Source organism: Nitrospirota bacterium (genome assembly GCA_035516965.1).
In the GTDB taxonomy this organism is placed as follows: Bacteria; Nitrospirota; UBA9217; order UBA9217; family UBA9217; genus MHEA01.
Genome location: DATIZR010000022.1, coordinates 1 through 25,293, shown reverse-complemented (window position 1 = coordinate 25,293; position 25,293 = coordinate 1). Strand labels below are relative to the sequence as shown.

Annotated in this window: 24 protein-coding genes; 23 read left to right on the top strand and 1 reads right to left on the bottom strand. The window is 58.9% G+C overall.

Annotated elements, in window-relative coordinates:
- Positions 1-29: 29 nt before the first annotated feature.
- The 9 genes from secF (at position 30) to VL197_02355 (ending at position 9,812) form a co-directional block, all read left to right on the top strand.
- Positions 30-938: a protein translocase subunit SecF gene (secF, locus tag VL197_02395; GenBank protein HUJ16817.1), complete on the top strand. Its 909-nt coding sequence runs from the start codon at positions 30-32 to the stop codon at positions 936-938.
- Positions 939-1,028: 90 nt separating this feature from the next.
- Positions 1,029-1,700, top strand: a complete 672-nt coding sequence (locus tag VL197_02390; GenBank protein HUJ16816.1) for a YkgJ family cysteine cluster protein — start codon at positions 1,029-1,031, stop codon at positions 1,698-1,700.
- 114 nt (positions 1,701-1,814) lie between these two features.
- Positions 1,815-4,208, top strand: a complete 2,394-nt coding sequence (locus VL197_02385; GenBank protein HUJ16815.1) for a tetratricopeptide repeat protein — start codon at positions 1,815-1,817, stop codon at positions 4,206-4,208.
- A 107-nt stretch (positions 4,209-4,315) separates the two neighbouring features.
- Positions 4,316-4,543, top strand: a complete 228-nt coding sequence (locus VL197_02380) for a hypothetical protein (GenBank protein ID HUJ16814.1) — start codon at positions 4,316-4,318, stop codon at positions 4,541-4,543.
- The gene (locus tag VL197_02375) at positions 4,527-5,516 is read left to right on the top strand and encodes a sensor domain-containing diguanylate cyclase (GenBank protein ID HUJ16813.1); all 990 of its coding nucleotides are present in this window, start codon (positions 4,527-4,529) and stop codon (positions 5,514-5,516) included. Before VL197_02380 ends, VL197_02375 begins: the two co-directional genes overlap by 17 nt.
- Positions 5,485-6,216 carry an ABC transporter ATP-binding protein gene (locus tag VL197_02370; protein ID HUJ16812.1) on the top strand — a complete coding sequence of 244 codons (732 nt, stop codon included), beginning with the start codon at positions 5,485-5,487 and terminating at the stop codon, positions 6,214-6,216. The genes VL197_02375 and VL197_02370 overlap by 32 nt, the downstream gene beginning before the upstream one ends.
- Complete coding sequence (locus VL197_02365) at positions 6,206-6,961, top strand: ABC transporter permease (protein ID HUJ16811.1); 756 nt, start codon at positions 6,206-6,208, stop codon at positions 6,959-6,961. Before VL197_02370 ends, VL197_02365 begins: the two co-directional genes overlap by 11 nt.
- Positions 6,962-7,163: 202 nt before the next feature.
- Positions 7,164-8,669, top strand: coding sequence for a mercuric reductase (locus VL197_02360; protein HUJ16810.1), 1,506 nt, complete (start codon positions 7,164-7,166; stop codon positions 8,667-8,669).
- Positions 8,670-8,867: 198 nt separating this feature from the next.
- Positions 8,868-9,812, top strand: a complete 945-nt coding sequence (locus tag VL197_02355) for an FAD-dependent oxidoreductase (protein ID HUJ16809.1) — start codon at positions 8,868-8,870, stop codon at positions 9,810-9,812.
- A 60-nt stretch (positions 9,813-9,872) separates the two neighbouring features.
- Here the strand turns inward: VL197_02355 and VL197_02350 are convergent, their stop codons facing one another.
- Positions 9,873-10,742, bottom strand: a complete 870-nt coding sequence (locus VL197_02350; GenBank protein HUJ16808.1) for an NAD(P)-dependent oxidoreductase — start codon at positions 10,740-10,742, stop codon at positions 9,873-9,875.
- A gap of 203 nt (positions 10,743-10,945) precedes the next feature.
- Here VL197_02350 and VL197_02345 point away from each other — a divergent pair, with 203 nt between their 5' ends.
- The 14 genes from VL197_02345 to VL197_02280 form a co-directional block, all read left to right on the top strand.
- Entirely contained in the window at positions 10,946-11,803 is an 858-nt protein-coding gene (locus tag VL197_02345) for a Slp family lipoprotein (GenBank protein ID HUJ16807.1), read from the top strand.
- Between the two features lie 35 nt (positions 11,804-11,838).
- Positions 11,839-12,687: a ChaN family lipoprotein gene (locus VL197_02340; GenBank protein HUJ16806.1), complete on the top strand. Its 849-nt coding sequence runs from the start codon at positions 11,839-11,841 to the stop codon at positions 12,685-12,687.
- Positions 12,688-12,767: 80 nt separating this feature from the next.
- Positions 12,768-13,739: a DUF3187 family protein gene (locus VL197_02335; protein ID HUJ16805.1), complete on the top strand. Its 972-nt coding sequence runs from the start codon at positions 12,768-12,770 to the stop codon at positions 13,737-13,739.
- A gap of 635 nt (positions 13,740-14,374) precedes the next feature.
- Positions 14,375-14,905 carry a glycine zipper family protein gene (locus VL197_02330; GenBank protein HUJ16804.1) on the top strand — a complete coding sequence of 177 codons (531 nt, stop codon included), beginning with the start codon at positions 14,375-14,377 and terminating at the stop codon, positions 14,903-14,905.
- Between the two features lie 251 nt (positions 14,906-15,156).
- Positions 15,157-17,838 (top strand): PAS domain S-box protein, encoded by a 2,682-nt coding sequence (locus VL197_02325; protein ID HUJ16803.1) that lies wholly within the window; start codon positions 15,157-15,159, stop codon positions 17,836-17,838.
- Between the two features lie 480 nt (positions 17,839-18,318).
- Positions 18,319-18,507, top strand: coding sequence for a CooT family nickel-binding protein (locus tag VL197_02320; GenBank protein HUJ16802.1), 189 nt, complete (start codon positions 18,319-18,321; stop codon positions 18,505-18,507).
- A 2-nt stretch (positions 18,508-18,509) separates the two neighbouring features.
- Positions 18,510-18,845, top strand: a complete 336-nt coding sequence (locus tag VL197_02315; GenBank protein ID HUJ16801.1) for a hypothetical protein — start codon at positions 18,510-18,512, stop codon at positions 18,843-18,845.
- A gap of 44 nt (positions 18,846-18,889) precedes the next feature.
- A complete protein-coding gene (locus VL197_02310) occupies positions 18,890-19,015 on the top strand; it encodes a hypothetical protein (protein HUJ16800.1) in 126 nt (41 codons plus the stop codon).
- 22 nt (positions 19,016-19,037) lie between these two features.
- Positions 19,038-19,346, top strand: a complete 309-nt coding sequence (locus VL197_02305) for a cytochrome c3 family protein (protein ID HUJ16799.1) — start codon at positions 19,038-19,040, stop codon at positions 19,344-19,346.
- Positions 19,347-20,150: 804 nt separating this feature from the next.
- Positions 20,151-20,603 (top strand): (2Fe-2S)-binding protein, encoded by a 453-nt coding sequence (locus VL197_02300; GenBank protein HUJ16798.1) that lies wholly within the window; start codon positions 20,151-20,153, stop codon positions 20,601-20,603.
- Positions 20,600-22,765 (top strand): xanthine dehydrogenase family protein molybdopterin-binding subunit, encoded by a 2,166-nt coding sequence (locus tag VL197_02295; protein HUJ16797.1) that lies wholly within the window; start codon positions 20,600-20,602, stop codon positions 22,763-22,765. The genes VL197_02300 and VL197_02295 overlap by 4 nt, the downstream gene beginning before the upstream one ends.
- A 133-nt stretch (positions 22,766-22,898) precedes the next feature.
- The gene (locus tag VL197_02290) at positions 22,899-23,741 is read left to right on the top strand and encodes an XdhC/CoxI family protein (protein HUJ16796.1); all 843 of its coding nucleotides are present in this window, start codon (positions 22,899-22,901) and stop codon (positions 23,739-23,741) included.
- Positions 23,707-24,246 carry a nucleotidyltransferase family protein gene (locus tag VL197_02285; protein ID HUJ16795.1) on the top strand — a complete coding sequence of 180 codons (540 nt, stop codon included), beginning with the start codon at positions 23,707-23,709 and terminating at the stop codon, positions 24,244-24,246. Before VL197_02290 ends, VL197_02285 begins: the two co-directional genes overlap by 35 nt.
- A 381-nt stretch (positions 24,247-24,627) precedes the next feature.
- On the top strand, positions 24,628-25,293 hold a 666-nt coding region (locus VL197_02280), incomplete at its 3' end, for a chemotaxis protein CheB (GenBank protein ID HUJ16794.1).

The following is a 25,293-nucleotide window of genomic DNA, read 5'->3' as shown; positions in this document are numbered from 1 at the left end:
CTGTGGTAGATCGGTATTCGGAGGGAACAATGCTTCAAATCTTGCACAAGACCAACATCGATTTCATGGGATGGAAGAACGTGTCCTTTACGGTTTCCGCCATCCTGATCACGCTGGGCATCGTCGGCCTGGTCCAGATCGGCCGCGGCAAGGCGAACCTGGGCATCGATTTCGTGGGAGGCACGACGATCCAGCTCAGCTTCAAGGACGCCGTGCCGATCGACAAGGCGCGCTCCGCGCTCGAAAAGAGCGGCATGCAGGGCGCCTCCATCCAGCAGGTGGGGGAAGGCGGGAACAAGATCCTGATCAGGCTTCGCGAATCGGAAGGGACGTCGGACAAGATCCAGAACCTGTTCAAGCAGGAGTTCCCGGAGAACCCCTTTGAAGTCTACAGCATCATGGAGATCGGGCCCGTGATCGGCCAGGCGCTGCAGCAGCAGGCGCTCTGGGCAGTCGTGATCTCGATCGCGGCGATCATCGTCTATATCGCCTTCCGGTTCCAGTTCAGGTTCGGAGTGGCAGCTGCGATCGCGACGGTCCATGACGTGCTCGCGGTCCTCGGCGTGTTCTTCATCCTGCACAAGGAGATCAACCTGCTGATCATCACGGCGCTCCTGACGCTCGCCGGCTATTCGCTCACGGACACGGTGGTGGTCTTCGACCGGATCCGGGAGAACCTGAGGCGCAGCAAGCGCGATCCCCTTCCGAAGCTGGTGAATGACAGCATCAACGAAGTGCTGTCGCGCACGATCATCACCTCGCTCACGGTGGTGCTGGTGCTCATCCCGCTCGTGATCTACGGCGGCGAGGTGCTGCATGACTTTTCTCTGGCGCTCCTCATGGGCGTGGTCGTCGGGACCTATTCATCCGTGTTCGTCGCCAGCCCCATCCTGGTCGTTTGGCAGGCAAGGTCCGGCGGCAGGCTGACAACGAAATGATATCTGTAGGGAAGAGGGTAAGGAGATCGCACATGAACTTCTTACCCTCCTCCCTTCGCCGGTTCCAAAATTCGCTGTATGGATAATGATGTGAGAACCACCCTCAAGATCGCCGGCATGGATGCCACGATCCTCGAACTGTCCGACCCCTTCCAGGTATCCTGCGGCGTGAACGGCTGCGCCTCGAACTGCTGCACCGCAAGCGCGCCGGTCATTCTCAACCCCTATGAAATAGCCAGGGTATGCAGCGAGACCCGCATGAGCTACGAGGACCTGCTCGATATCGTGGACACGGACCGGGCGAAGGGCTTCCCCCTGGTGATGCTGCCGCGCAACCCTTCTTGTCATTTCTGGACCGCAACGGGCTGCCGCATTTACCGGGCAAGGCCGCTTGCCTGCCGCCTGTATCCCCTCGGCAGGGTATTCGACAACGGCAGGTCCTGTCTCGTGAGGCCGGATGTGAACGTCTGCAGAGGCGTCGGTTCCTCCCGGGGAAAGACCGTTTCCGACTACCTGAAGATGCAGGACGTGGATGACTACGTGCGCATGGCGGACGCCTGGATCGAATTCGTGTCGGAGATCGAACGGCTGCCTCTGCAGGACTCGCCGGTCACGTCCGTGGCCTTTCATCTGCTGGTCTACAGCCCCGATACGCCACCCGCGCAGGGAGCGATCGATCCCGCCCTCTCTCTCGAGGACCGGTTCCTCTTGCGTCTTACCACGGCGCGCGGAAGTCTTCCGCGGTTCCTGAAGCTGTCGTAGAGTTCAATCTCAGCCGCGGATCCCGCCATTCCCGTCAAAGGCCTATTGACAGGCACCTCGCCACCCTATATTATAAGAAAAATCCCGGCTGTAACGATTTCCGCAGGAACGTTCATGCATCCTTTCAGATATATCCTGTTGCCCCTTGTCCTGGCGTCCCTCACTGCCTGCGCCACCGGAAAAGGAGCGACTCCCCCCGATACATCCAATCCCGTTCCGCCCCGTCTCGGGCCGAAGTCAGGCGTTCCGGTCCCCCTGAGCGAAGCCGAACAGGGCCTGCGATCCGCCATCGATGCCTATAAGACGGGGAAGTACACAGCCGCCCTTCTCAACGCCCGGTCCCTGGCCGCGCAGTATCCCGGAACCGTTTGGTACAAACGCTCGCTTTTTCTCACGGAAGAGGCGCTGATCCAGCTGGACCGTCCGGAGGAGGCCGATGCGCTCATGCTGCAGATCAGGGCGGAGTACCCCGAGATGGCGGACTACGCCGTTTTCCTGCTGGCCGAATACCACTTTTCACGGCAGCGGTTCACGCGGGCGGCAGCGTTGCACCAGGTCGTCCTGGACCATTATCCCGACAGCTCCCTTGCAGCGAGCGCCGCCTGCAGGAGAGGCCTGGCCCTGCTCGAAGCGCAGGCGTACGCGGCGGCTGCCGATGCGCTCGACGAGTATCTCCGGGACAATCCGCTGTCTGAGTCCTCGCCCGATGCCGCACTCGGCCTGGGCCGCGCTCTTCTGGGAGACACGCGGCCGGAGCAGGCCGGGCGTGCATTCCGCGATGTCTGGATCAAATACCCCGGGAGCCCGGCGGAGCAGGAAGCGCTCGAGGCGCTCACGCTGCTCTCGGCCTCGGGGGTCGAGGTCGCTCCCTGGACGGGCGATGAGCTCTTTGAGCGCGCACAGAACCTGTTCCGCGCTGCCCAGTATGACAAGGCCGTGGAGGCTTACGGCAGACTGCTGGAACAGGATCCCCGGTCGCCGCACCGGCCTGAAGCGCTCTTCCGCATCGGGCTTGCTGACTTCAATGCGGGCAAAAGGGGCGAGGCCGCCGTGGTGCTTCAGAAACTCGTATCGGATTTTCCCCATAGCCAGCGCGTACCTGAGGCGCTGTACTGGATCGGCAAGTCCTACAGCAAGCTCGGCGAGCGGGATAAGGCTGTTGCCGCCTTTCAGAAAATCCTGACTTCCTACCGGGAAAGCGAATGGGCCGATGACGCACTCTTCCTGACCGGCAACATCTACCGCGAAGCCAACGACATGAAAAAGGCGGTCACGTTCTACGGACGGCTCGTGGATGAGTTCCCGGACAGCCGGTTTGCCGACAGCGCGGTATGGTGGACCGCGTGGTCATGGTACGCCTCGGGCCAGTACCGGCAGGCGGAGCAGAAGCTCCAGGATCTGGTGAACCGATATCCCCGTTCCTTCCTTGTCCATCAGGCGCGGTATTGGCAGGGACGGATCGCAGAGAAGACGGGAAACCCGGCGAAAGCCGCTGGATACTACAACCGCGTGCTCAAGCGGGGTCCGTACACGTATTACGGAGCGCTGGCAGCGGACCGGCTCGCCCGCCTCGACGGGGCGGAAATGCCTCCGAAAACCGTCATGACCGCCGATGCGACCCCCGCCTGCATGGAAGCCTGCGCGGATGACCCTCTCTTTTCTTTCGATACCGATGAGGGCCCGCCCGTCTGGACCGAGGAAGCCCGCCAGATGCTGGAAGAGGAGCCATCGTACCGCAAGACACTGGAACTGATGCACCTGGACATGAGAAGGGAGGCTGCCGCCGAACTCTGGGAGATGCAGGAGCGGCTGCCGCACCGACGGGGCACGATCATCGGCCTCAGCAAGGCGCTCTTCGAACTCGGCGACTATTACCGCTCCCTGGTCCTGGTGCTGCGGAGCTATGAACACCACCTTGATGCCGAGACCCGGAACATGCCGCCGGACCTCTGGCTTCTTGCCTATCCCCAGGCTTACTGGGACAGCATCCTTTCCTATTCCGGCAAGTACCGGCAGGACCCTTATTTCATCGCCGCCATCATCCGCGAGGAGAGCCAGTTCCATGCGGACGCGCTGTCGCCGGCAGGCGCCCTGGGCGTGATGCAGGTCATGCCTTCCACGGGCGCATGGATAGCACGGAACATCAGTCTGCGGGGCTTTGAGCGGGAGAAGCTGTTCGAAGCCGACACGGCCATCAACCTCGGGACCTGGTACATCGGCCACCTGATGAAGCGGTTCCAGGGAGATCCGCTCTTCGCGGCGGCAGCGTACAACGCCGGACCCGATGCGGTCGCGGGATGGATGCGGAGCGGCCGCGCCTGGGAGCGGGACGAGTTCGTGGAATCGATCCCCTACGCCGAGACCCGGGGATACGTGAAAAAAGTGATGCGCAACTACGCCGAGTACCGGCGCATCTATGAAAAGACGGGGAGGGGAACGCGCCCCGTCAGCGACAACGGCAGCGCGCTGGGGTCGCGGAGCACGGACGGGACAAGCGCCATGCCGTGATGGCGCGGCCGGGTCCCTTCTCCGTCCGGGGAGGCGGGACCCCGAATCTGTTATACTTTACGTGCGGACGGTCCGTCGACGGCCGCCCGTTCGTTCAAGGAGCACGGTTGAAGGATCTGGAAGCGGGATTTGCCGAGGTTGAACAACGTGTCAAGGCCCTCCTGCGGGACAACGCGGGCCTGAGAGAACGCGTCGCCAGACTGGAACGGGAGCTCTCTCAGGCACGGGCGGAATCTGAGGACATCCAGGACGTCCGCGGGAAACGGATCCATATCCGGGAGAGGATCGAGAAGGTCCTCCGGGCCCTTGAGGCCATCGATGGAAAAGACCAGTGATGCTTCAGACGGCACCGGTGCCATGCTGAAAAGCGAACCCTTCTATAAACAGCTTCTGGACAGCTTGTATGACGGCGTCTACTTCGTGGACCGCGACCGGCGGATCACGTACTGGAACAAGGGGGCCGAGCGGATCTCCGGCTACCGCGCGGACGAGGTGATCGGCAAACACTGTTCGGACAACGTCCTGATGCATTCCGACATGCAGGGCAATATCCTGTGCCTGTCCATGTGCCCGCTGGCGGCAACGATCGTGGACGGGAGGGAGCGGACCAACGACGTGTTCCTTCGCCACAAGGACGGTCACCGCGTTCCGATCACGGTGCGGGTCACGCCCATGCTCGATGAGCAGGGGGCGATCTCCGGGGGCGTCGAGATATTCACGGACAACACGCCGGCCGCCGTCGCTTTCGAGCGGCTTGCCGAACTTGAGCGCCTGGCGTACCTCGATTCCCTGACCGGCCTTGCCAACCGCCGGTACGCGGAGATCACGCTGCGCTCCCGCATCGAGGAGCTGGAACGGTACGGCTGGCTGTTCGGGGTCATCTTCATCGACATCGACAACTTCAAGGCGGTCAATGACGGGTACGGCCACGTGTTCGGCGACGAGGTGCTGAAAATGGTCGCGAAGACGCTGAAGAACAGCGTGCGTCCCTTCGACGTGGTCAGCCGGTGGGGCGGGGAAGAATACGTGGTCATCATCGCGAACGTGGAAGGGCAGGAGCTGCTCGCAACGGCAAACCGCTGTCGCGCGCTCGTCGAGCAATCTTCCCTGCCGGGCGACCGTTCCCTGCACATCACGATCTCGGTGGGCGCCACACTTGCGCGGACGGACGACACGGTGGAAACCGTCGTCAAGCGGGCCGACAGCCTCATGTACGGGAGCAAGCAGGCGGGCCGCAACTGCGTGACCACGGACGGGGCCGGGACGCACATTTCTGATGGACATCATTACCGCGCAAAAACTGATTAAAGACTACGACGGACTGCGGGCCGTGGCGGGCATCGACTTCTCGATCCGCAAGGGGGAGTGCTTCGGCTTCCTCGGTCCGAACGGAGCCGGCAAGACCACGGTGATGCGCATCATCTCCTGCTTCATGCCGCCCACGCAGGGAAGCGTATCCGTGTCCGGGATGGACGTGGTCCGGCAGCCGAGCGAGATCAAGGCGGGCATCGGCATCATGCCCCAGGACAACAACCTGGACCCGGACCTGAACGTCATGGAGAACCTGCTGGTCTACGCCCGATATTTCGACATCCGGAAGAAGGACGCCATCCGCCTCGCGCGCTCGCTCCTGGAGTTCGTGGAACTCCAGGATAAGGCGCTCGTCAGGATCGACCAGCTTTCAGGAGGAATGAAGCACCGTCTTCTGCTCGCGAGGGCGCTCGTGAACAATCCGGACATCCTGATCCTCGACGAGCCGACGACCGGCCTGGACCCGCACAGCAGGCGGGCAGTATGGGACAAGCTGAACCACCTCAAGTCGCAGAACACGACTCTCCTGCTGACGACGCACTACATGGAAGAGGCCGAGCGGCTCTGCGACCGGGTCGCCATCATGGATTCGGGCAGGATCGTGGCGATCGACGCGCCGGCGAACCTCACCGCGGAGCACGGCGGCAACCTCGAGAGCGTCTACCTCAAGCTGACGGGGAGGAGCCTTGCGGATTAAGCGCGTGCTCAGGGTCTGGCAGCGGCACTGGACCGTGTACACCAAGCTGTACAAGACCAGCTTCGCCCTCAACTTCGCTGAGCCGGCGCTCTATCTGGTTGCCATGGGCTTCGGGCTTGGCGCCTTCGTGCAGGACATCCACGGCGTACCCTATATCAAGTTCATCGCGCCGGGCATCATCGCCTCGTCATCCATGTTCGCCGCCGTCTACGAATGCACCTATGGCACCTATATCCGCATGACCTTCCAGAAGACCTTCGACGCGATCCTGGCCACTCCCGTGAACCTCGACGATCTCGTCGCGGGCGAGCTCGTCTGGGGCGCGACCAAGAGCGTCATTTTCGGCATCACGATCACGATCGTGGTAGCGCTCTTCCGCCTGGTCGATTCGCCCCTCATCGTGCTGGCGATCCCTTTCATCTTTCTCTGCGGCCTGATCTTCGCGCAGCTGTCCGTCATGTTCGTTGCGCTGGTGCCCGGGATCGACTCGTTCAGCTATTTCTACACGCTCTTCATGACGCCGCTCTTCCTGTTCTCGGGCATCTTCTTCCCCCTCGACGCCATGCCGCACGCAGTCTCCCGCCTCGCGTTCTTCACGCCGCTCTACCACCTGGTGAATATCTGCCGGGCCTTTACGGCAGGGAACGTCAGCGGCGCGCTGGGGAGCATGGCCTGGATCATCGTGGTCGTCGCGGCGCTCGCGCCGTTCCCCTTCAGGCTCATGAAGAGAAGGATCATTGTCTGACGTAAGCAATGCCTCGACCCCGGGATTCTCCGAGCGCGTGCGATCCATCCTCGGAGGCCCGCTCCTGGGCCGGGCGATCGACACCCTGCAGGTGAACCTCGGGTACCGCTACAACATGGCATGCGCGCACTGGCACGTGTCCGCGGGGCCGGGCCGGCAAACGGGATTCATGACAATCAATGCCCACGGCGGATGGATTGACATGCAGCCTCTGGACGATCATAATCGCAGACTCCTCGACAACGTTCGTCCCGGGGGATGGAAGAACCCCGACCCGGCGTCGTGCTATAACCTCGTGGTGATCGGCGCCGGCACGGCAGGACTGGTCACTGCCGCAGGAGCCGCGGGGCTGGGGGCAAAGGTCGCCCTGGTCGAGCGGGGCCTGTTCGGCGGCGACTGCCTGAATACCGGCTGCGTGCCTTCGAAAGGCCTTCTTCGTGCGGCCCGCGCTGCCCATGATGCCAGGACCGCCGGAGAATTCGGAGTGGCCTGCGAAAGGGCATCCCCCGACTTCGGCGCTGCCATGGCGCGGATGCGCGGGCTCCGGGTGGGGATCAGCGTCCATGATTCCGTGGCGCGATTCACCAAAGAGCTCGGGGTGGACGTCTTTCTCGGAGAAGGATCGTTTACCGCACCCGGCATCCTGGAAGTGGACGGCAAGCGGCTGCGCTTCAGGAAGGCTGCGATCTGCACGGGGTCCCGACCTGCGGTTCCCGACGCTCCCGGTTTCCGCGAAGCCGGGTTTCTCACGAACGAGACGATATTTGAGCTCACCGCGCTGCCCCCCAGGATCGCGGTACTCGGCGGCGGACCGATCGGCTGCGAGATGGCCCAGGCCTTTGCCAGGATGGGAAGCAGGGTCGACCTGCTCGTGCGGGGAGGACAGGTCCTTCCCCGGGAAGATGCCGATGCCGCCGCGATCATCCAGCGCTCGCTCGAGCGTGACGGCGTGACGGTCCGTCTGAATACCGGCGTCAGGAGCGTTGCCGGCACGGGAGGGGAGAAGGTCGTCGCTCTTGCATCGAACGGAGCAACAAGCGGGCTGGCCGTCGATCAGATCCTCGCGGCTGTCGGCAGGCTGCCGAACGTCGACGGCCTCGGACTCGAAAAAGCGGGAGTGGCCTTTGACCGGCGCCGGGGCGTGGTCGTGGACGACCGGCTCCGCACGTCGAACCGGAACGTGTATGCGGCAGGGGACGTCTGTTCGGCTTACCAATTCACGCATGCCGCCGACGCCATGGCGCGCATCGTGATCGCGAACTCATTGTTCAGGGCCCGTCAGAAGGCCGCCGATCTCATCATCCCCTGGTGTACGTACACGGACCCCGAGATCGCCCACGTCGGGATGTTCGAACACGAGGCGAGTGAGAAGGGCATCGACGTCCTCACGCTGACCGTTCCTCTTGCCGACGTGGACAGGGCTGTTCTGGACGGAGAAACAGAGGGGTTTGCGCGGGTGCACCTGAAAAAAGGGAGCGACCGGATCCTCGGCGCAACCGTCGTGGCCCGCCATGCCGGCGACCTGATCAGCGAACTCACGCTCGCCATGACCGCGCGGACCGGCCTGTCAGCCATCGGGAAGACCATTCATCCCTATCCCACGCAGGGCGAGGTCATCAGAAAGCTCGCGGACCGGTTCAATCGAATGCGCCTCACGCCAAGGATCGCCGGACTGTTCAGGGCATGGTTCCGGTGGCAAAGGAAATGAGCAGACCCCTGGTTGAATAAAAGCTTCCTGCCGTTCATAGGGCCCGGCGGTCCCAAAGGACCCGAACCTGTCTCCTGCTCATGCCTGTGCGCGGGAAAACCTCTCCTGCACCGGTGCAGGTGAACCGGTCCCCCGTTCTGCTCTCAGCCCGCTGTCAAAATCCCGCCTCGCGTCACCGTCTCCTGATATAATATGGTCATGGAGATAAAGGATACCTACGAAGTCATCATCATCGGAGGCGGGGCCGCGGGGCTCGTGGCCGGCCTCTACTGCCAGCGCGCGGCGTTGAAAACGGTCCTCTTCGAGAAGGGACTGATCGGCGGCGTGATCGCCATATCAAAAGACGTCGAGAACTATCCCGGCGTCCAAGGCATCACCGGGTTTGACCTCGCGGAGAAGTTGGTGAACCATGCCGTATCTTTCGGCCTGCCGATCGTCCGCGAAGAGGTCGCATCGGTTACGCCCGGGCCCGAGTTCCACACGGTCCGGCTCGCGAACGGGGACACCTATCGGACCACGGCGCTGATCCTCGCCTCGGGAGGCTCGGCGCGCAAACTCGGCATTCCCGGGGAGGAGGAGTATCTCGGACGCGGCGTGTCCTACTGCGCAACCTGTGACGGGTTCTTCTTTCGCGACAAGACCGTCGTCGTTGTGGGCGGGGGCGATACCGCTGTCGAGGAAGCCCTCTATCTCTCGCGGCTTGCGCGCACGGTCCAACTCATCCATCGCAGGCATGAACTGCGGGCAAACCGGGCCTTCCAGTCCAGGCTGTTCTCGGAGCGGAACATCAGCGTGATCTGGGATACGGTCCTTACGGGGATCAGGGGGAACGGGAGCGCGGTCGACGCCGTAGTGCTCGAAAAAACGGGGAACGGAGAACGACGGGTGCTCCCGACGGACGGCGTCTTCATCCTCATCGGGTACACGCCTAATAACGTTTTGATCCCCCCGGAAGTCCGGATGTCCGAGCTGGGGTTCGTGATGACCGATGAAGCGTGCGCGACCACCGTTCCGGGCATCTATGCCGTCGGCGACCTGCGCCAGAAATTTGCGAACCAGATCGTGATCGCCGCAGGAGACGGCGCCATCGGCGCGCTGGCGGCGTCGCGCTATGTGGAGTCGAAGAAGCCGCTCATGCGGTGATCCCGCGGACAGGGCCGCTGCCGCCCGAGGGGTGATGCTCAATTCCCGGTCAAGCCTGCCTCAAGATTTCTCGCTCAGCACCTTGTACACCGCCGAAAAATCGAGCCCGCCCAGCCCGCGTCTCACCGCGAGCGCGTAGAGCTCCTTGGCCGCCTGTGCCGCGGGAATGGCAACGCCCGCCTCATAGGCGGTCTCCGCCACGAGCTGCATATCCTTGTGCATCCAGCGCAAGGGAAACTCGGTATCATAGCTCCCGGATTCTATCTTGCTCCGCTTCAGGGCGAGGAAGGGAGCTGCAACAGGCGAGCTCAGGAGCGCGTTCAGCATCATGTCCTGCGGGATGCCGAGCTCCTCGCCGAGAACAACGGATTCCGAGAATGCGACCATGGCCTGGGAGAGCATCAGGTTATTCACCATCTTCATGGACGTTCCCATTCCGACCCGGCCCAGGTGATGCGCGGTCTTGCCCATGGCCCCGAACAGGGGCCCCGCCTCATCAACATCGGCCTTCTCCCCTCCGGCAAAGAAGATGAGCTGGGCCTGCTCGGCCGGCCCCTTGGAACCGGCCACGGGCGCGTCGACGAACCTGATCCCGCGCCTTTTCGCTTCTTCGGCCATGGTCCGCGAAAAGGACGGGTTCACTGAGCTGCAGTCGATCCAGAGCGAGCCGGGTGCGAGGCTTTGCAAAAAGGCATCCTTGCCGCCCACAGCGGTTTGAGCGACCGCGTCCGGCGTGGAAAGCATGGTGATAAGGACCTTCACCTGCTTCGCAACAGCGGCAGGCGTCGGCGACCAGAGCGCCCCGGCAGCGACGAGTGCATCGGCCTTTTCCCGGCTCCGGTTGTAGACAACAAGCTCGTGGCCTTTTTTCTGAAGATTGGCAGCCATCCTGCTGCCCATGATGCCCAAACCGATGAATCCGACCTTCATGACGGCCTCCTCATTCATTGGATTGTCTTCCCCTGACGCCTCTTGTACTGTATCGCGGCTTGCATCCAATCGTTCCCGCGGGGCTTCCCCGCCGCGGTCTCTCTGCGTCCTCTGCGGTCAACAGGCCGGTCAGATTGCATCCCCCTGCGCAGCAGCACTCTTATGTTAAGATAACCTTACTCTGTGTTCCCCCTGTTGTCAATATGGTCACAACGGGGGCATTCTTCGAATTATTTCACTCTGATGAGTCGACACCCCTGTGGCCGGATTCGTCGAGTATCCTCGCGTTTCAGAATGGCGGGAATCGCCGCAAAGCGCAGCTCTCCCCGGGCTGTCTTGACAATCATTCGGTGATGAGCAACAATAATATCATGAGAAAAGGAACTATTCTGTTATTATTCCTGCCTTCGCTGATACTTATATCCTGCGCACCGGTCCTGAACAGGACCTATATGAAGGAAGGATCTTTGAAGGTGTCTTTCAACGCGTTGCGGGAGTATCCTGACCAGTATAAGGGGAAACTGTATATCCTGGGCGGTGTTATCGTCCAGCCGAATCTGACCGAGGCGGGATCGGAGTTGGAAGCGATGCACGTCCCAATAGACCGGTACGGCTATTTCGAAGAACAGGGTGAGTCCGAGGGAAGATATCTCGCGGTCCTGCCCAAGACCGAACGAATGCTCGATCCCCTGGTGTTCGGCAAGGGGCGGAGGGTCACGCTTGCAGGCGAGTTCATAGGGCTGCGGAAGGGCAGGATAGACGAGATGGACTATGTCTATCCGGAATTCCGCATCGTGCAGATCTATCTCTGGCCTCAGGAACCCGGGTATTACTACCCGGCATACTATTATGATCCGTGGTTCTACCCCTATCCGTTCTACTTCTGGGACCCCTGGTGGCGGTATCCTCACTACTACGGCCATTATTACGATCGCGGCGGTCCTCCTCCGTCCTATTGGCGCCTGCACCCGCCAACGCAGCAGCTTCCCGCGGAGCCCCGGCGCTTTGAAGGTACGACGGAGCGCGTTCCCGAGTCCGGGCCGGCGCGCGAACGGCGATGACGAGCACGTTGAGACAACGGAAGGAGACACCTCTCATGATGAAACACTGGTCCATCGCGCTGTTCCTGCTCCTGCTCCTCCTGGTGACGGGGTCCCCGGCCCGCCAGGACAGGGTGTTGCGCGTACGGGACAACAGGATCGTCAGCTTTGGACAGATGATCGGGGATCTGAAGAAAGTTTCCGTCGTGTTCGTCGGGGAGCTCCATGATGCACCCGAGGACCATGATGCGCAGCTCGCCATCATCAGGGCTTTCCATGAAGTCGACTTGCCCATGGCAATCGGGCTCGAAATGTTCCGGGCCGACAGCCGGGGCGTTCTCGACTCCTGGGTGAGCGGCAGTTTGTCTCTCCAGAAGTTCCTGCCCGAATACTATGACAACTGGGGCATGCCCTGGCCTCTCTACCGGGACATCTTCCTCTACGCGCGCGAACACGAGCTTCCCCTTCTGGGTCTCAACATTTCCTCAGACCTTTCACGGAAGGTTGCCAAACATGGCTTTGCGTCGCTGACGACAGAAGAAAAACGCGAACTTCCCCCGGGCATCAGTTGCAGCGTTGACCCGAAATACCGGGAGTTCATCAAGCGGGCCTATTCCGACCATGTACAACATCACGGAGAGGACTTCGAGAATTTTTGCGAAGCGCAGATGATCTGGGACAAGTCAATGGCCTGGCACCTGCTGGGCTATCTGAGGCAGAACCCCGGCCGGAGCGTCGTCGTACTGGCGGGCATCGGACACGCCTGGAAGCGGGGCATTCCCGAGCAAATGACCGATGCCGGCGCGAAACTGAACTATCGCGTCGTGCTCCCGTATATTCCCGGTCAGGTTGACCGGCACACCATCACGGCGGGCGATGCCGATTACCTGGTCCTTACGGATTGATGCAGCCCCTTGGGCCGCGGGGCACGATTGCGGCCCTCTTCACGCTTTTCTTTTCCCCTTTGTCATGCTACAGTACGACCATGAGAGGCACATTCCCCGCTGTCCTCGCCATCGTCGCGCTGTTGTCCATGCCCGGAGCCGCTTTCGCTTTCGTATTCGAAGGCCCATTCCAGGTGAAGAATCAGTTCCCGGTCTTTCTCTCCCTTAACCAGCCCTACCTCGAAAAGGCCGCTACGGAAAATTCTCTTTCGGTCAGCCTGTCCCATTCCAGCGTCTTCGTGATGGAAGATTCCGCGAACTGGAACGCCCATCTCGACCTCGAATGGACGGAACTGAACATCCGCTATAAGCAAGACCTTCCCGGCCTCTTCGAGATCGGCGTTGATGTCCCGGTGGAGCGCGCGACAGCGGGATTCATGGACCGGCCCCTGGCGTGGTACCACCGCGCCTTTCACTTCGGCGACTACGGAAGGAGCTCCCGGCCGCGGAACGATTTTCTCTATGACATCAGGAAGGACGGAGTGCCGCTCATCGAAGGGGACAACGACCGGACGGCGTTCGGCGATGTTCGCGTGACGGCCAAGAGGAAGATCGTCGAAGGTCCGGTCGCCTTGAGCGCCCTGGCCGACGTCGAGCTCCCGACCGGCAATGCGCGCGTGGGGTACGGGAACGGCAGCACCGATGTGGGCATCGCGCTTCTCCTGGACGCGGATCTGAGCGATGACCTGCGCCTCTTCGCCAATGCCGGAGCCGTCAGGCCCGGAGAGCTCAAGGCCCTGCAGACCGTGAACCTGCGGGATTTTTTTTATGGAGGCGCGGCCCTCGAATATCGCATCTTCCAGTACGTGAGCCTGCTTGGCCAGCTCATGGTCCAGACCTCCCCGTACCCGGAAACAGACATCCGGCAGATCGACAACACGGGCATGCTCCTGGTCGTGGGCGGCCGCTATTACGCGCGCTCCGGCAGCTACGAGCTGTCCCTCACGGAAGATCCGAACACGAGCGGTGCTCCCGACTTCATCCTGAACCTGACCTATCGAATGAGATTTTAGCGCACCGGTCGGGGGAGCCAAGCGGAATGCGAACCAAAACAACTGCGTCATTATTGAAATGACATAAGGACGAAACCATGAATACAGAATTTGACCTATCCTTAGCCTTTCAGCAACTTAAAGGTATTTCCGTCACATTATCGTTGGCAATCTTTGCAGCTTTTATTTTATGGATCTTTTCATTGATCGATTTGCTCAGGAGCGAATTTATATGAGATATTAATAAACTCGTTTGGTTCTTTACCATTACAATACCTGTGCTCGGGCCTTTACTTTATATTTTCATCGGAGATGATCAAAAAATAGAAATTGATAGAGCCAATTCATCTTTCACTCTGAGCTATAAATCCCCAATCACTAGAACCTATCGCAAAATTAAAATTCGCCTGAAAGATGCGACACTGGCTAACACTGGGATAGGGCCGAATTAAAAAGGTAAAATGATTCCTTATTTAAGATATTTCTTTCTTACAACCTTCTTACTTCATTGAACCTTTTTAATTCTCTCTTTTTTCGGTATCTTTAACCTTTTTATCAATGCGATGTCTAAAATTTAACAGAGGGAATCTATGAAGCGATTTCCGGGGTGGCTGGAGGAAAGTAGTTCCAACTCCGCCGCCAAGCGGGGGCAAGGAATGATGAACATGAAAGTGCGGTATCGACATATACTTATCCTCCTTCTGGTCGTTGCGACTGGCTGCGCCACCGTACCGGCTGGGCCCTCAGTAGCAGCGACGCCGGGGCCAGGGAAACCCTTTGACCTGTTCCAGCAGGAGGAGGTGACGTGCCGGCAATATGCACAGCAGCAGATAGGCGCTTCTCCTCAAGATACGATCAATAAGAGCACAGCCGCAGGCGCTGCGATCGGCGGTGCCGTGGGGGCAGGCTTAGGAGCCTTGTCCTACAGCGGATCGTTTCTGGTCTTTAGCGCCATAACTGGCGCGCTCATTGGAGCAGCCGCAGGTTCAAGCCAGGGCCAGTATTACGGTTATCAGGCGCAGCGTCGCTACGACATTGCCTACCAACAGTGTATGTACGCCAACGGCAACATGGTTCCGGCAGTGAGACGGTATTACCGGGGGACGCCTCCTCCACCTCCACCTTCACCTGACCTCAGTCCCTCGGCACCCCGTGAATCTCCGAGCGGGCCACCTCCACCTCCCTAGTACGGGCTCAAGGACAGAGAGCGATTTTTTTGTTACAGCTGCAATGGCTTCTGGGAAAACCAGAGGCCTTTTTTGTTGACACTCTATTGAGGAAGCGTAAACAACTTCCTGTATTCGTGGAGTTTCTGTAGTGTAATTTCCAAGTTGTATTCTTCGGCATTTACCCTTAATATATCCTGTCGCTGACATACCCTCTTCGCTCAATACAGTAACTGACAAAAATGAAATGTCGGCTGCAGACGGGATGAACCATGACCGAAAATCGTAAATACCATTCTTCCAACGAAGACATTACTGCGCAGAAGCAAGAGGAAACGCGAGATAAAACAATTCTTCGCATGGCGATGGATGGTTTTTATCTTGTTGATACGGAAGGGCGAATTTTAGAAACGAATGATTCTTATTGCTCAATGATAGGTTATAGCAACGAGGAACTGCTTAAGATGAGTGTAAAAGATGTTGAAGTGCTGGATACGCAAGAAGTCATCGAAAGGCGCCTTCAGCAAATTATAGAGACCGGCTCTGTCCGCTTCGAGACCAAGCATAGGCGCAAAGATGGAAGAATTATTGATATTGAAGCCAGTGTTAATTATTTATTAGAGAAACAGCCAAAGTTTTTTTGTTTTATGCGCAACATCACCGATCGCAAGCGGGCTGAGGAAAAGCTTCTTTATTTCCAAATGGCTGTGGGTAGCGCCACAGATGCAATTGGCATGTCTACTCCTGCTGGAAGGCATTATTATCAAAATGAGGCTTATACTAAGTTATTCGGATTATCTGTTAGTGAAGTAGATGGTGTTTCAGGGCCGCCTGCAACTGTATATGCCGATGAAAAAGTAGGACGAAAGGTGTTCGACATTATTATGAATGGAGGTTCATTTATAGGCGAAGTAAAAATGTTGGATAAAGATAGAAAAGAAAGGGATATTTATCTTCGGGCGTATTCTATTAAAAATAAAGAAAACAAAGTTGTCGGCCTTGTTGGTGTGCACAATGACGTCACCGAGCAACGGCTGGCTGAGCAAAAGCTCAGGAAGAGCGAAAGTCGCTTACGCGAGTCCCAGCTGGTAGCAAAACTGGGGAGCTGGGACCTAGACCTTGTTTCCCAGACGCTTGAATGGTCGGACGAAACGTACATGCTCTTCGATAAGTCCCCTGAAAATTATGCGCCTTCCGTCGATGAATTCGTCCGCATGATCCATCCTGATGACCGTTCAACCATGGAGTCAAATTTTTACAGAGCGCTTGAGAGCGACACAACTCCATACCATGTAGCAATCCGGATCGTCAATGATTCAGGCCGCGAGTGGATGATGGAAGCATTCGGCGTTGTCAGACGTGATTCATCCGGCAAGGCCATCAGGATATTCGGAACAGCCCAGGACATCACGGAACGTAAACAGGCCGAAGATAAAATCCAGCAGAGCGAGAAATTTATCCGGAACATCCTTGACACCGTTGACGAGGGATTCATTGTTATTGACCGTGATTACCGCATCCTGACCGCCAATAAGGCGTACTGCAGTCAGACGGGGTGCCACGAGGAGAAGGTCATCGGGCAGCACTGCTATGAGGTCTCGCACAAGACCGACCGACCCTGTTACGAAGAGGGTGAGGAATGCGCAACTCGCAAGGTATTTGAGACGGGGAAACCCTACGCAGCACTCCACCGTCATAAAGACGCTGACGGAAACCTTCTCTACGTAGAGACCAAAGCTTTCCCCATCAAAGATGCATCCGGCTCTGTGACCTCTGTCATCGAAACGATCAATAATATCACGGAAAAACGCCTGCTTGAGGAAGAACGGCTCAAGACGCAGAAATTAGAATCCATCGGCGCGCTTGCCGGCGGCATTGCCCATGACTTCAACAATCTCCTGCAGGGTGTCTTTGGCTATATGTCCATGGCGAGACTCACCTTCGATCAGAAGGAGAAATCGCTCGCCATGCTGGAACAGGCGGAAAAGGCCCTGCACCAGTCCGTAAATCTGACCTCGCAGCTTTTGACCTTTGCGAAGGGCGGCCAGCCGGTGATCAAACCCACGAATGTTCGACCGTTGATAGAGAATGCCGCCAAGTTCGCCCTGAGCGGGTCACGTTCCGATTACCGAATCGTTGCTGAAGACGCTCTCTGGCAAGTGGCGGCCGACGAAGGCCAACTCGCCCAGGTGATCCAGAATATTGTCCTGAACGCCGATCAGGCCATGCCGGAGGGCGGTCTGGTCACTATCGGGATGAAGAATGTGCAGGTGCACGGCCAGACTCCTGCCCTAGCCCTTCCGAAAGGCCGATACGTGGTTATCGTCATCACGGACAATGGCGTCGGCATTCCCGCAGAGCACTATACGAAGATTTTTGACCCCTATTTTACGACAAAGCAAAAGGGCAGCGGTCTGGGACTCGCGACCTCCTATTCGATTATCAGAAACCATGGCGGCATGATCAAGGTGAACTCCAAGGTCGGCAAAGGCAGCACCTTTTATATTTACCTTCCCGCTTCAGATACACAGGAGCAAGTTGAGTCCCTGCAACCAGCGGCTGTTACAACACCGCGGCGTGCCGCCAGAATATTGGTCATGGATGATGAAGAAGTCATTAGGAATCTGAGCACCGAGTTACTCGTTGCGCTAGGACATACTGTGGAAGTCGTAGAACAGGGGCTGGAGGCGCTGGAAAAGTATCAGAATGCAATGACCGCAGGAAGGCCCTTTGACATCGTCATCCTCGATCTGACTGTTCGGGGCGGCATGGGGGGATTAGAAACGATACAAAAGCTGCTCCAGATTGATCCAGCTGTGAAGGCAATAGTGTCGAGCGGCTACTCGGATGACGCTGCTCTGTCGAACTACCGTAAGCAGGGATTCCAGGCCTTCCTCAAAAAACCCTACGACGTAGAAGGGCTACAAAGGACGTTGGATTCATTGCTCGCATAATACACTCAGTATTTTTGGCCCTTGCCGTAATATTGAAAGTACACAATTGTAGGTGAAGTCACAATAATGATAAGTTAATCCACTCTTTCCATTGCCCTGCTTTATCATCTACGGGGCGGCAACATCAGCCTGTTCGCGCATTTGTTCACATGATTCCATGCAGGCCCCGACTTGGACCAGGGATGGATCATGCGGAACTTACTCGTAGACATCCAATTGAAATATTTATTTCTATGAACTGTTTCGACCGTCAAAGTGATGGCCGGCAAGAGAAAGACATGCAACGACCCATCTCAAGCAACCGCATCGGGCGACTAGCCGCTTGCCTTCTTGCCGCCCTTCTGTGTTCTGCCGCCTTTTTTGCACCGGACGCATGGGCCGGGCCGCCCTTTGTAACGGATGACCCCGAGACCGTGGGACGAAGCCGAGGTGTTTTCTCTTGCTTTCAGAGAGGGTTCGTGTTATAGAACCAAATAAGAAATGTGTGATCTCAAGGCGTATCTCAAGAAGAACGATAAAGAGGAACTGCTGCTCGAGGCGGTGAACCAGGTCAAGAGCGAGGGCGGGGTGGTCATCCTGCGCAATCTCTTCGGCGAGGAGAAGCGGGTCACCGGCGTTGTCCGCGAGGTCTCGCTCGTCAAGAGCCGCCTTATCGTGGAGCAGGCATGAACATGCACATGAACCTTTTCACCGCATCGTCCCTTGTTTTCCTGATCAACCTTCCTTTCGGCTACTGGCGCGCAAATGAAACGAAGTTTTCTTCCGGCTGGTTCCTGTCGGTCCATCTGCCCGTCCCGTTCGTCATCGCGGTCCGTCTGTTGTCCGGCCTCGGATGGCAGTTCGCGACCTTCCCTGCGATGGTGGGTGCTTTTTTTCTGGGTCAGCTTGCCGGCGGAGGTGTTCTCCGCCTGCGCAGGAACCGCTCGGCGGTCCGGCTCAGTTCCTGCCTTGTCTGGGATGTGGTCGGAACCGTGAGGGACAGCCTGGGCCGCTTTCTGAGACCGTAATCTACCAAGCTCCGGACCGTGGATATCAACTCCGTGGTTACGTGATGGCCGACAGAGGGCAGATCGAGCAGGTCCTCATGTATCTTGCCATGAACGCCCGGGACTCCATGCAGGAAGGCGGCTCGCATCCAACCGGCCTGTACTGCAGCGTACCGGGGATTGCTTCCTGAACAACACAGAGGGGGAGGGGAGATGAAAGGGAGAGTTCTTGCCATACTTGCAGCGGGTCTGTTCTGCGCGGCGACGGCATGGGGCAAAGTGGGCGGAGGGGATATCACCTTTTCGATGACCGGTGCCGCCGACGTCACCTATAGCCACGAGTTCCATGTCATGAAAGCGGGCCTGAAATGCACGGACTGCCACTACAAGGTCTTCGACACCCATGTAGCGAGAAAAAAGATGACCATGGCTGACATGGAGAAGGGCTTGTACTGCGGCGCGTGTCACGACGGACAGCGTGCCTTCAACGTGAAGGGCAACTGCGACAAGTGCCATAAGTAGCGCGGAGAGCAGTTCCCTCCCGACTTCAGCATCGCAAATCCACAGCACGAGCGGCGAGTTCCCGTCAATTGCCGCGGCTGACATCATTCTCTAGCGCGACCTTTCGTGTTCGCGTCTTCATTCCTCTTCCTGCGTAGAACGTTGCGATTTTTCCCACGAGCCATGTGTTGTCCGGGAGACCGCCGGTATCCCTGCAGAGCACTTGGGACAAGAAGTCTGATAATACAAAAGGTTGGCAATAGACTGTACTGCCGCAATTGAAATCTCCCTTCGGCCTCCGCCTTCATTGCAAGACCTGCCGCTACGCCGTCTGTTCTTTCGGAAAATAAACGCCGGCTTCTTGCTCCGCCGGCGCGGGACCGGCTTGACAACCTCCGTTTGAGTGATACAATTTCTCCATCCAATCTTTTTCTGAGCGCTCACCCGTATCAATGCTATCTCTTGAAACAATGTGCTTCGCGGACTGATCCTTCCGGGGTCGCCGCGTCACCATGCTTCTCTGATACTGTTAAAAATTAATTTATGAAAACCGAATCAATTTTACCGCAGAGGACGCAGAGAAAATAAAGTTCTTAAATAAAAGCAAAGCAGCATAAGAGATATAGCTATAAGGCTTTTTAAAAGCTTTTAGATCGTAGCAAGATCTTATCCAGAGAATTTAGGACAACAGACATGAAATTCATGAGGTCGCAGAGGGTGGGGTGTTTTAAAGATCGCATAATTTATTGTAATACGAGATTTTCTCCGCGAACTCTGTGGTGAAGGATTTTAACACAAAGGCTTCTCTTTCCAGGAGGTGTTCACATGATCAATCTCGAAATCAACGGCAAATCGTATCAGGTTGACGTAGCGCCGGACGTACCGCTGCTCTGGGTCATCCGGGAGCGGCTCAAACTGACCGGCACCAAGTACGGATGCGGCATCGGCATGTGCGGCTCCTGCACCGTACACCTCGACGGCAAGGCTGAGCGTTCCTGCCAGACACCGGTCGGATCGGTCGGGGGCAGGAAAATCACGACCATCGAAGGCCTGCCCGAGGACCATCCGGTGAAACAGGCCTGGATCAAGGAGCAGGTCCCGCAGTGCGGGTACTGCCAGACCGGCCAGATCATGCAGGCGGCCTCGCTCCTGAAAGAAGACCCCCATCCCTCGGAGGCGAAGATCATCGATGCCATGAACGGCAACCTCTGCCGCTGCGGCACCTACCAGAAGATCAAGAGCGCTATCCGCGTGGCATCTGCAGGAGGTAAAAAATGAAGATCGACCTGACACGAAGACAGTTTCTGAAGATGACCGGCACGGGCCTCGCGATCGCCGTCGCGTCGACTGCCACGGGGTACCGCCTGCTCTCCGCCGCGGAACTCGAGAAGGCGGGGCAGGCATTTCATCCGAATGTATGGCTGGAAGTCCGTCCGGACAATGCCGTCGTTGTCACCGTGAACAAGTCCGAGATGGGACAGGGCGTGTACACCTCGCTCACGATGATCGTTGCCGACGAGCTCGATGCGGACTGGAAGGGCGTCCGCATGCAGCCCGCTCCCGCGGGCGATGCGTACAAGGACCCGGTCTGGGGCAGCCAGTCCACGGGCGGCAGTTCGAGCATCCGCCACATGCATGAGCCGCTCCGGAAGGCGGGCGCGGCCGCCCGCACAATGCTGCTCCTTGCCGCGGCCCGGCAATGGGGCGTTCCGGTCCAGGAGTGCGCCGTTGATCTCGGAAAGGTCCGGCATGTGAAGTCAAACCGCGTGCTGAGCTACGGCGAGCTTTCGGAGAAAGCGTCGAAACTCGAAGTGCCGCAGAATCCCGTGCTCAAGACGGAGAAGGAGTTCCGTTACATCGGCAAGGATGTGCCGAGGCTCGACGCCGTTGACAAGGTGAATGGTTCCGCCCGCTTCGGCATCGATTCTTTCGTTCCGGGCATGCTCTATGCGGCCATAGCCCGCCCTCCTGCCTTCGGGGCCGAGCTTGCTTCCTCCGATAAGGAAGCGGCACAAGCCGTACCGGGCGTCCGGGCGGTTGTGCCGGTCTCACATGGTATGGCAGTCTGCGCGGACACCATCGATGCGGCATGGAGAGGCAGGGACGCGCTCAAGCCGGACTGGCGGAATCCCAAGCATCCCAATCTGAGCAATGCTTCGCTCGAACAGGAGTTCACTGCCCGCCTTGGCACGAATGGTATCGTAGCGAGGAACGACGGCAGCGTGCTGAATGCCCTTGGCGCGGCAGCGAAGAAAATCGAGTCGACTTACCTCCTGCCGTTCCTGTCCCATGCCACCATGGAGCCCATGAACTGCACGGCCCATGTCCGGAGCGACGGCTGCGACATCTGGGCGCCCACGCAGAACCAGACAGGCGTTCTCGCGATGGCCGCCGAGATCGCGGGGCTGAAGCCGGAGCAGGTCAATGTGCATACAACGTTCCTCGGCGGCGGGTTCGGCAGGCGCTTCGAGCGGGATTTCGTCGAAGAGGCCCTGCTCCTTTCCAAGGCGACGGGCAAGCCGGTCAAGCTGGTCTGGAAGCGGGAGGAGGACATCCAGAACGATTTTTACCGGCCCATGAACCTGAGCAGGATAGAAGGCGCTGTCGACGCGCAAGGCCGCGCCAGCGCCTGGTCGCACAAGATTGTCTGCCCCTCCATCTTCGCCCGCGTGTTTCCGCAGATGATGAAGAACGGCATCGATAACGCGGCGGTCGAGGGTGTCGAGAACCTGGAATATGAGATCCCGAACGTGGCGGTCGAGTACGTTCGCATCGATACGCCCGTGCCCGTGGGCTTCTGGCGGTCCGTGGGCAGCTCGCACAACGCTTTCACGGTTGAAAGCTTCGTCGACGAGCTGTCGCACGCCGCGGGAAAGGACCCGCTGGAATTCAGGCTCGGGCTTCTCAAGAACCACCCGCGTCCCGCGCGCGTGCTGCAGGTTGCGGCCGAAAAAGCGGGCTGGGGCAAACCGCTTCCGAAAGGCCGGGCGCGAGGCATTGCCTACGCCCTCTCGTTCGACAGCTATGTTGCCCAGGTGGCCGAGGTCTCGGTGGACACCAGGACCGGCGCAATCACCGTCCATAAGGTTACCTGCGCGGTGGACTGCGGCCCGGTAGTGAACCCGGCCATCGTGCAGGCCCAGATGACGGGCGGCATCACCATGGGCCTCTCCGCGGCCCTGAAGGAAAAGATGGAGATCGCGAACGGCGGCATCAAGTCCGAGAACTTTGCCGATTACGAAATCCTCAGGATGAGCGAAGCCCCGGAGGTCGATGTCCATATCGTGAAGAGCAGCGAGAAGCTCGGCGGCATCGGCGAGCCTGGTGTCCCGCCGATCGCCCCCGCGGTCGCGAACGCGGTCTTCGCCGCGACGGGAGCGAGGATCAGGCGGCTGCCCATGAGGCCCGAGACGGTCCTCACGGCGATGAAGAAAGTGTAAACCAAATTCAAAAGCTTTCACCGCTAAGACGCGAAGGACGCAAAGGAAGGCAAAAGCACCTTTACGGTGTCTTCTCCTTGGGAACATTCCGCGACTTCGCGCTTATGCTACCCGCGTTCCATGGAGGGATTTCATGCAGATCTATGAGGAAGCCCTGAGGCTCAAACGCCTGGGCAGGACATCGGCCATCGCCACGATCGTTGAGTGCCGCGGGTCGTCGCCGCAGAAACAGGGGGCCAAGATGCTGGTCCGCGACGACGGGTCGATCATGGGGACCCTGGGCGGCGGATGCCTCGAGGCTGACGTCGTGCAGGCCGCGCTCATGGCCGTGAAGGACGGCAACCCGGCAACCCTCCCTTTCGAGCTGAAGGAGCTCGAAGGCGGGCTCGTGTGCGGCGGCAGCGTGCTCGTGTACATCGAGCCCGTCCTGCTCGAACCTCACCTGATGATACTCGGGGCCGGCCATGTCGGGAAGGCCCTGACGAAGCTGGCCCGGTTCACGGGGTTCCGTGTGACCGTGGCGGACGACCGGGAAGCCTTCGCGAACCGGGAGAATATCCCCGAAGCGAACGACGTGGTGGTGAGCGGCTTCGAACAGGTCTTCAAGGATGTCGCAATCGAAGCCGGGACGTTCATCGTTGTGGCCACGCGCGGCCACAATCACGACCTCGACGCGGTCAAGGCCGCGCTCAGGACGCCTGCGCGATACGTAGGGCTTCTCGGCAGCAGGCGCAAGAAGGGCATCCTGTTCAACGCGCTGAAGGAAGCGGCGTTCTCCCCGGAGAATATCAACCGCGTGGTCATTCCCGTGGGCCTTCCCATCGGGTCGGTCACGCCTGAGGAGATAGCGGTGAGCATCATGGCGCAGATCATCCAGAAGAGGAGAGAGCATGGACCTGCCCGTCTCGGCAGTGCTGCTTGCAGCAGGCTTGTCCAGGAGGATGGGGCGGGCGAAACAGCTGCTGCCGCTCGGTGACAAGCCCGTCATCCGGTACTGCATCGACACGCTGATGCATGCCGGGGTCGCGCATATCGTTGTTGTTCTCAATAGTGCTGACAACGGCATCGCTGATTCATTGGACGATCTGCCGCTCACCATCGCTGTCAATGACACGCCCGGGAGCGATATGGCGGAATCGGTCAAGACCGGGTTGAAAGGTCTTGGCACGGAATCGCCGGTGCTCATCTGTCTCTCCGATCATCCGCTCGTATCGCCTGAAACCATCAGACTCATGGTGAGCGAACACAAGGCATTCCCCGCTTCCATCATTATTCCCGACTATGAAGGAAGGCGCGGGCACCCGGTCCTGTTCCCGGGGCCCGTTGTGAGCGAAATATTTTCGGTCCCTACGCTCCGGGACGTCGTCCGGAAGGACCCCGGCCGTGTGAGGGTCCTCACGGTTCTCGACCGGGGCGTGATCCTCGACATGGACACACCGGAGGACTACCGGATCATCCTGCAGCAGTTAACGAAAAAGTAAGACCTCGAAGCGCATTGTCAAAAGCCGCCTCACCGTGCTCTTGCGATACGCGGGTGCAGGCAGAGAACTCAGAGAAATGTATTTGATCTTAGTAAGTTTGGGAGTATTTTTTCGCCTACCCTCTGCGCCCTCTCAGGTTCCTCACTTTTATCTTGGGCTCTTTCCAAAACTACTTGAGAACACAGGATTTGCGACTTTAGTGTCGCGCTCATTGCTATCGGCGAGACAAACTCCCGCGGCGGCAAGCCTCAGGGCTGTGCCTGACACGATAAACGGGTGACGCCTGTCTATTGCTTTTCCCCGGGCTTTCCGATAGTATGAAGCCTGACAAATACCTTCCAGCCGCGCCCCGACAGTATCCGACCCCGCAAGGGAGATGTCATGGCATTAAGAAAAGCCAAAGCGAAAAAAAGCGAGAAGAAAAAGCCGGTGTCCCCGGGGAAATCCCGCCTGTCGAAGCCCAAGCGGAACAACGCATCCACGGCACAGCACCGGCCCTCGCAAACTCACAGCGACAAACAGGACTTTTTTATCGTCGGCATCGGAGCGTCGGCCGGAGGCCTCAAGGCCCTTCATTCGTTCCTGTCCTCTGCTCCCGAACAGGCGGATTTCGCGCTTGTCTTCGTCCAGCACCTCTCTCGTGATCACAAAAGCCGTTTGCCGGAACTGCTCCTTTCCCGTGAGCCAGGGCTCGCGGTCATGGAGATCGATGACGGTGTTCATGTGCATCCCGGCAGGCTCTACCTCTGTCCGCCGGGAAAAGAGGTGCGCATCAGGGACGGCGTTTTCCATACCGCGAAAAGCCCTGCCCGGCACGCCCATCTGCCGATCGACGAGTTCTTCGAATCCCTTGCCGCCGATGTAGGGGGGCGGGCGATTGCCGTGGTCCTGTCCGGCGCGGGGACGGACGGCGCCCGCGGTATCCAGGCAATAAGAAGTGCGGGCGGATGCGTGTTCGTGCAGGAGCCCGGCACAGCCGAGTTCCCGGGCATGCCGCAGGCCGCGATCGGAACGGGAGCCGTGGACGGGGTGCTCCCGCCGGAGGAC

Coding starts and splice junctions, on each gene's coding strand:
- secF (HUJ16817.1), top strand. CDS start 30: ATGCTTCAAATCTTGCACAAGACCAACATCGATTTCATGGGATGGAAG.
- VL197_02385 (HUJ16815.1), top strand. CDS start 1,815: ATGCATCCTTTCAGATATATCCTGTTGCCCCTTGTCCTGGCGTCCCTC.
- VL197_02375 (HUJ16813.1), top strand. CDS start 4,527: ATGGAAAAGACCAGTGATGCTTCAGACGGCACCGGTGCCATGCTGAAA.
- VL197_02370 (HUJ16812.1), top strand. CDS start 5,485: ATGGACATCATTACCGCGCAAAAACTGATTAAAGACTACGACGGACTG.
- VL197_02360 (HUJ16810.1), top strand. CDS start 7,164: ATGCAGCCTCTGGACGATCATAATCGCAGACTCCTCGACAACGTTCGT.
- VL197_02355 (HUJ16809.1), top strand. CDS start 8,868: ATGGAGATAAAGGATACCTACGAAGTCATCATCATCGGAGGCGGGGCC.
- VL197_02350 (HUJ16808.1), bottom strand. CDS start 10,742: ATGAAGGTCGGATTCATCGGTTTGGGCATCATGGGCAGCAGGATGGCT.
- VL197_02345 (HUJ16807.1), top strand. CDS start 10,946: ATGGTCACAACGGGGGCATTCTTCGAATTATTTCACTCTGATGAGTCG.
- VL197_02340 (HUJ16806.1), top strand. CDS start 11,839: ATGATGAAACACTGGTCCATCGCGCTGTTCCTGCTCCTGCTCCTCCTG.
- VL197_02335 (HUJ16805.1), top strand. CDS start 12,768: ATGAGAGGCACATTCCCCGCTGTCCTCGCCATCGTCGCGCTGTTGTCC.
- VL197_02330 (HUJ16804.1), top strand. CDS start 14,375: ATGATGAACATGAAAGTGCGGTATCGACATATACTTATCCTCCTTCTG.
- VL197_02325 (HUJ16803.1), top strand. CDS start 15,157: ATGACCGAAAATCGTAAATACCATTCTTCCAACGAAGACATTACTGCG.
- VL197_02320 (HUJ16802.1), top strand. CDS start 18,319: ATGTGTGATCTCAAGGCGTATCTCAAGAAGAACGATAAAGAGGAACTG.
- VL197_02315 (HUJ16801.1), top strand. CDS start 18,510: ATGCACATGAACCTTTTCACCGCATCGTCCCTTGTTTTCCTGATCAAC.
- VL197_02310 (HUJ16800.1), top strand. CDS start 18,890: ATGGCCGACAGAGGGCAGATCGAGCAGGTCCTCATGTATCTTGCCATG.
- VL197_02305 (HUJ16799.1), top strand. CDS start 19,038: ATGAAAGGGAGAGTTCTTGCCATACTTGCAGCGGGTCTGTTCTGCGCG.
- VL197_02300 (HUJ16798.1), top strand. CDS start 20,151: ATGATCAATCTCGAAATCAACGGCAAATCGTATCAGGTTGACGTAGCG.
- VL197_02295 (HUJ16797.1), top strand. CDS start 20,600: ATGAAGATCGACCTGACACGAAGACAGTTTCTGAAGATGACCGGCACG.
- VL197_02290 (HUJ16796.1), top strand. CDS start 22,899: ATGCAGATCTATGAGGAAGCCCTGAGGCTCAAACGCCTGGGCAGGACA.
- VL197_02285 (HUJ16795.1), top strand. CDS start 23,707: ATGGGGCGGGCGAAACAGCTGCTGCCGCTCGGTGACAAGCCCGTCATC.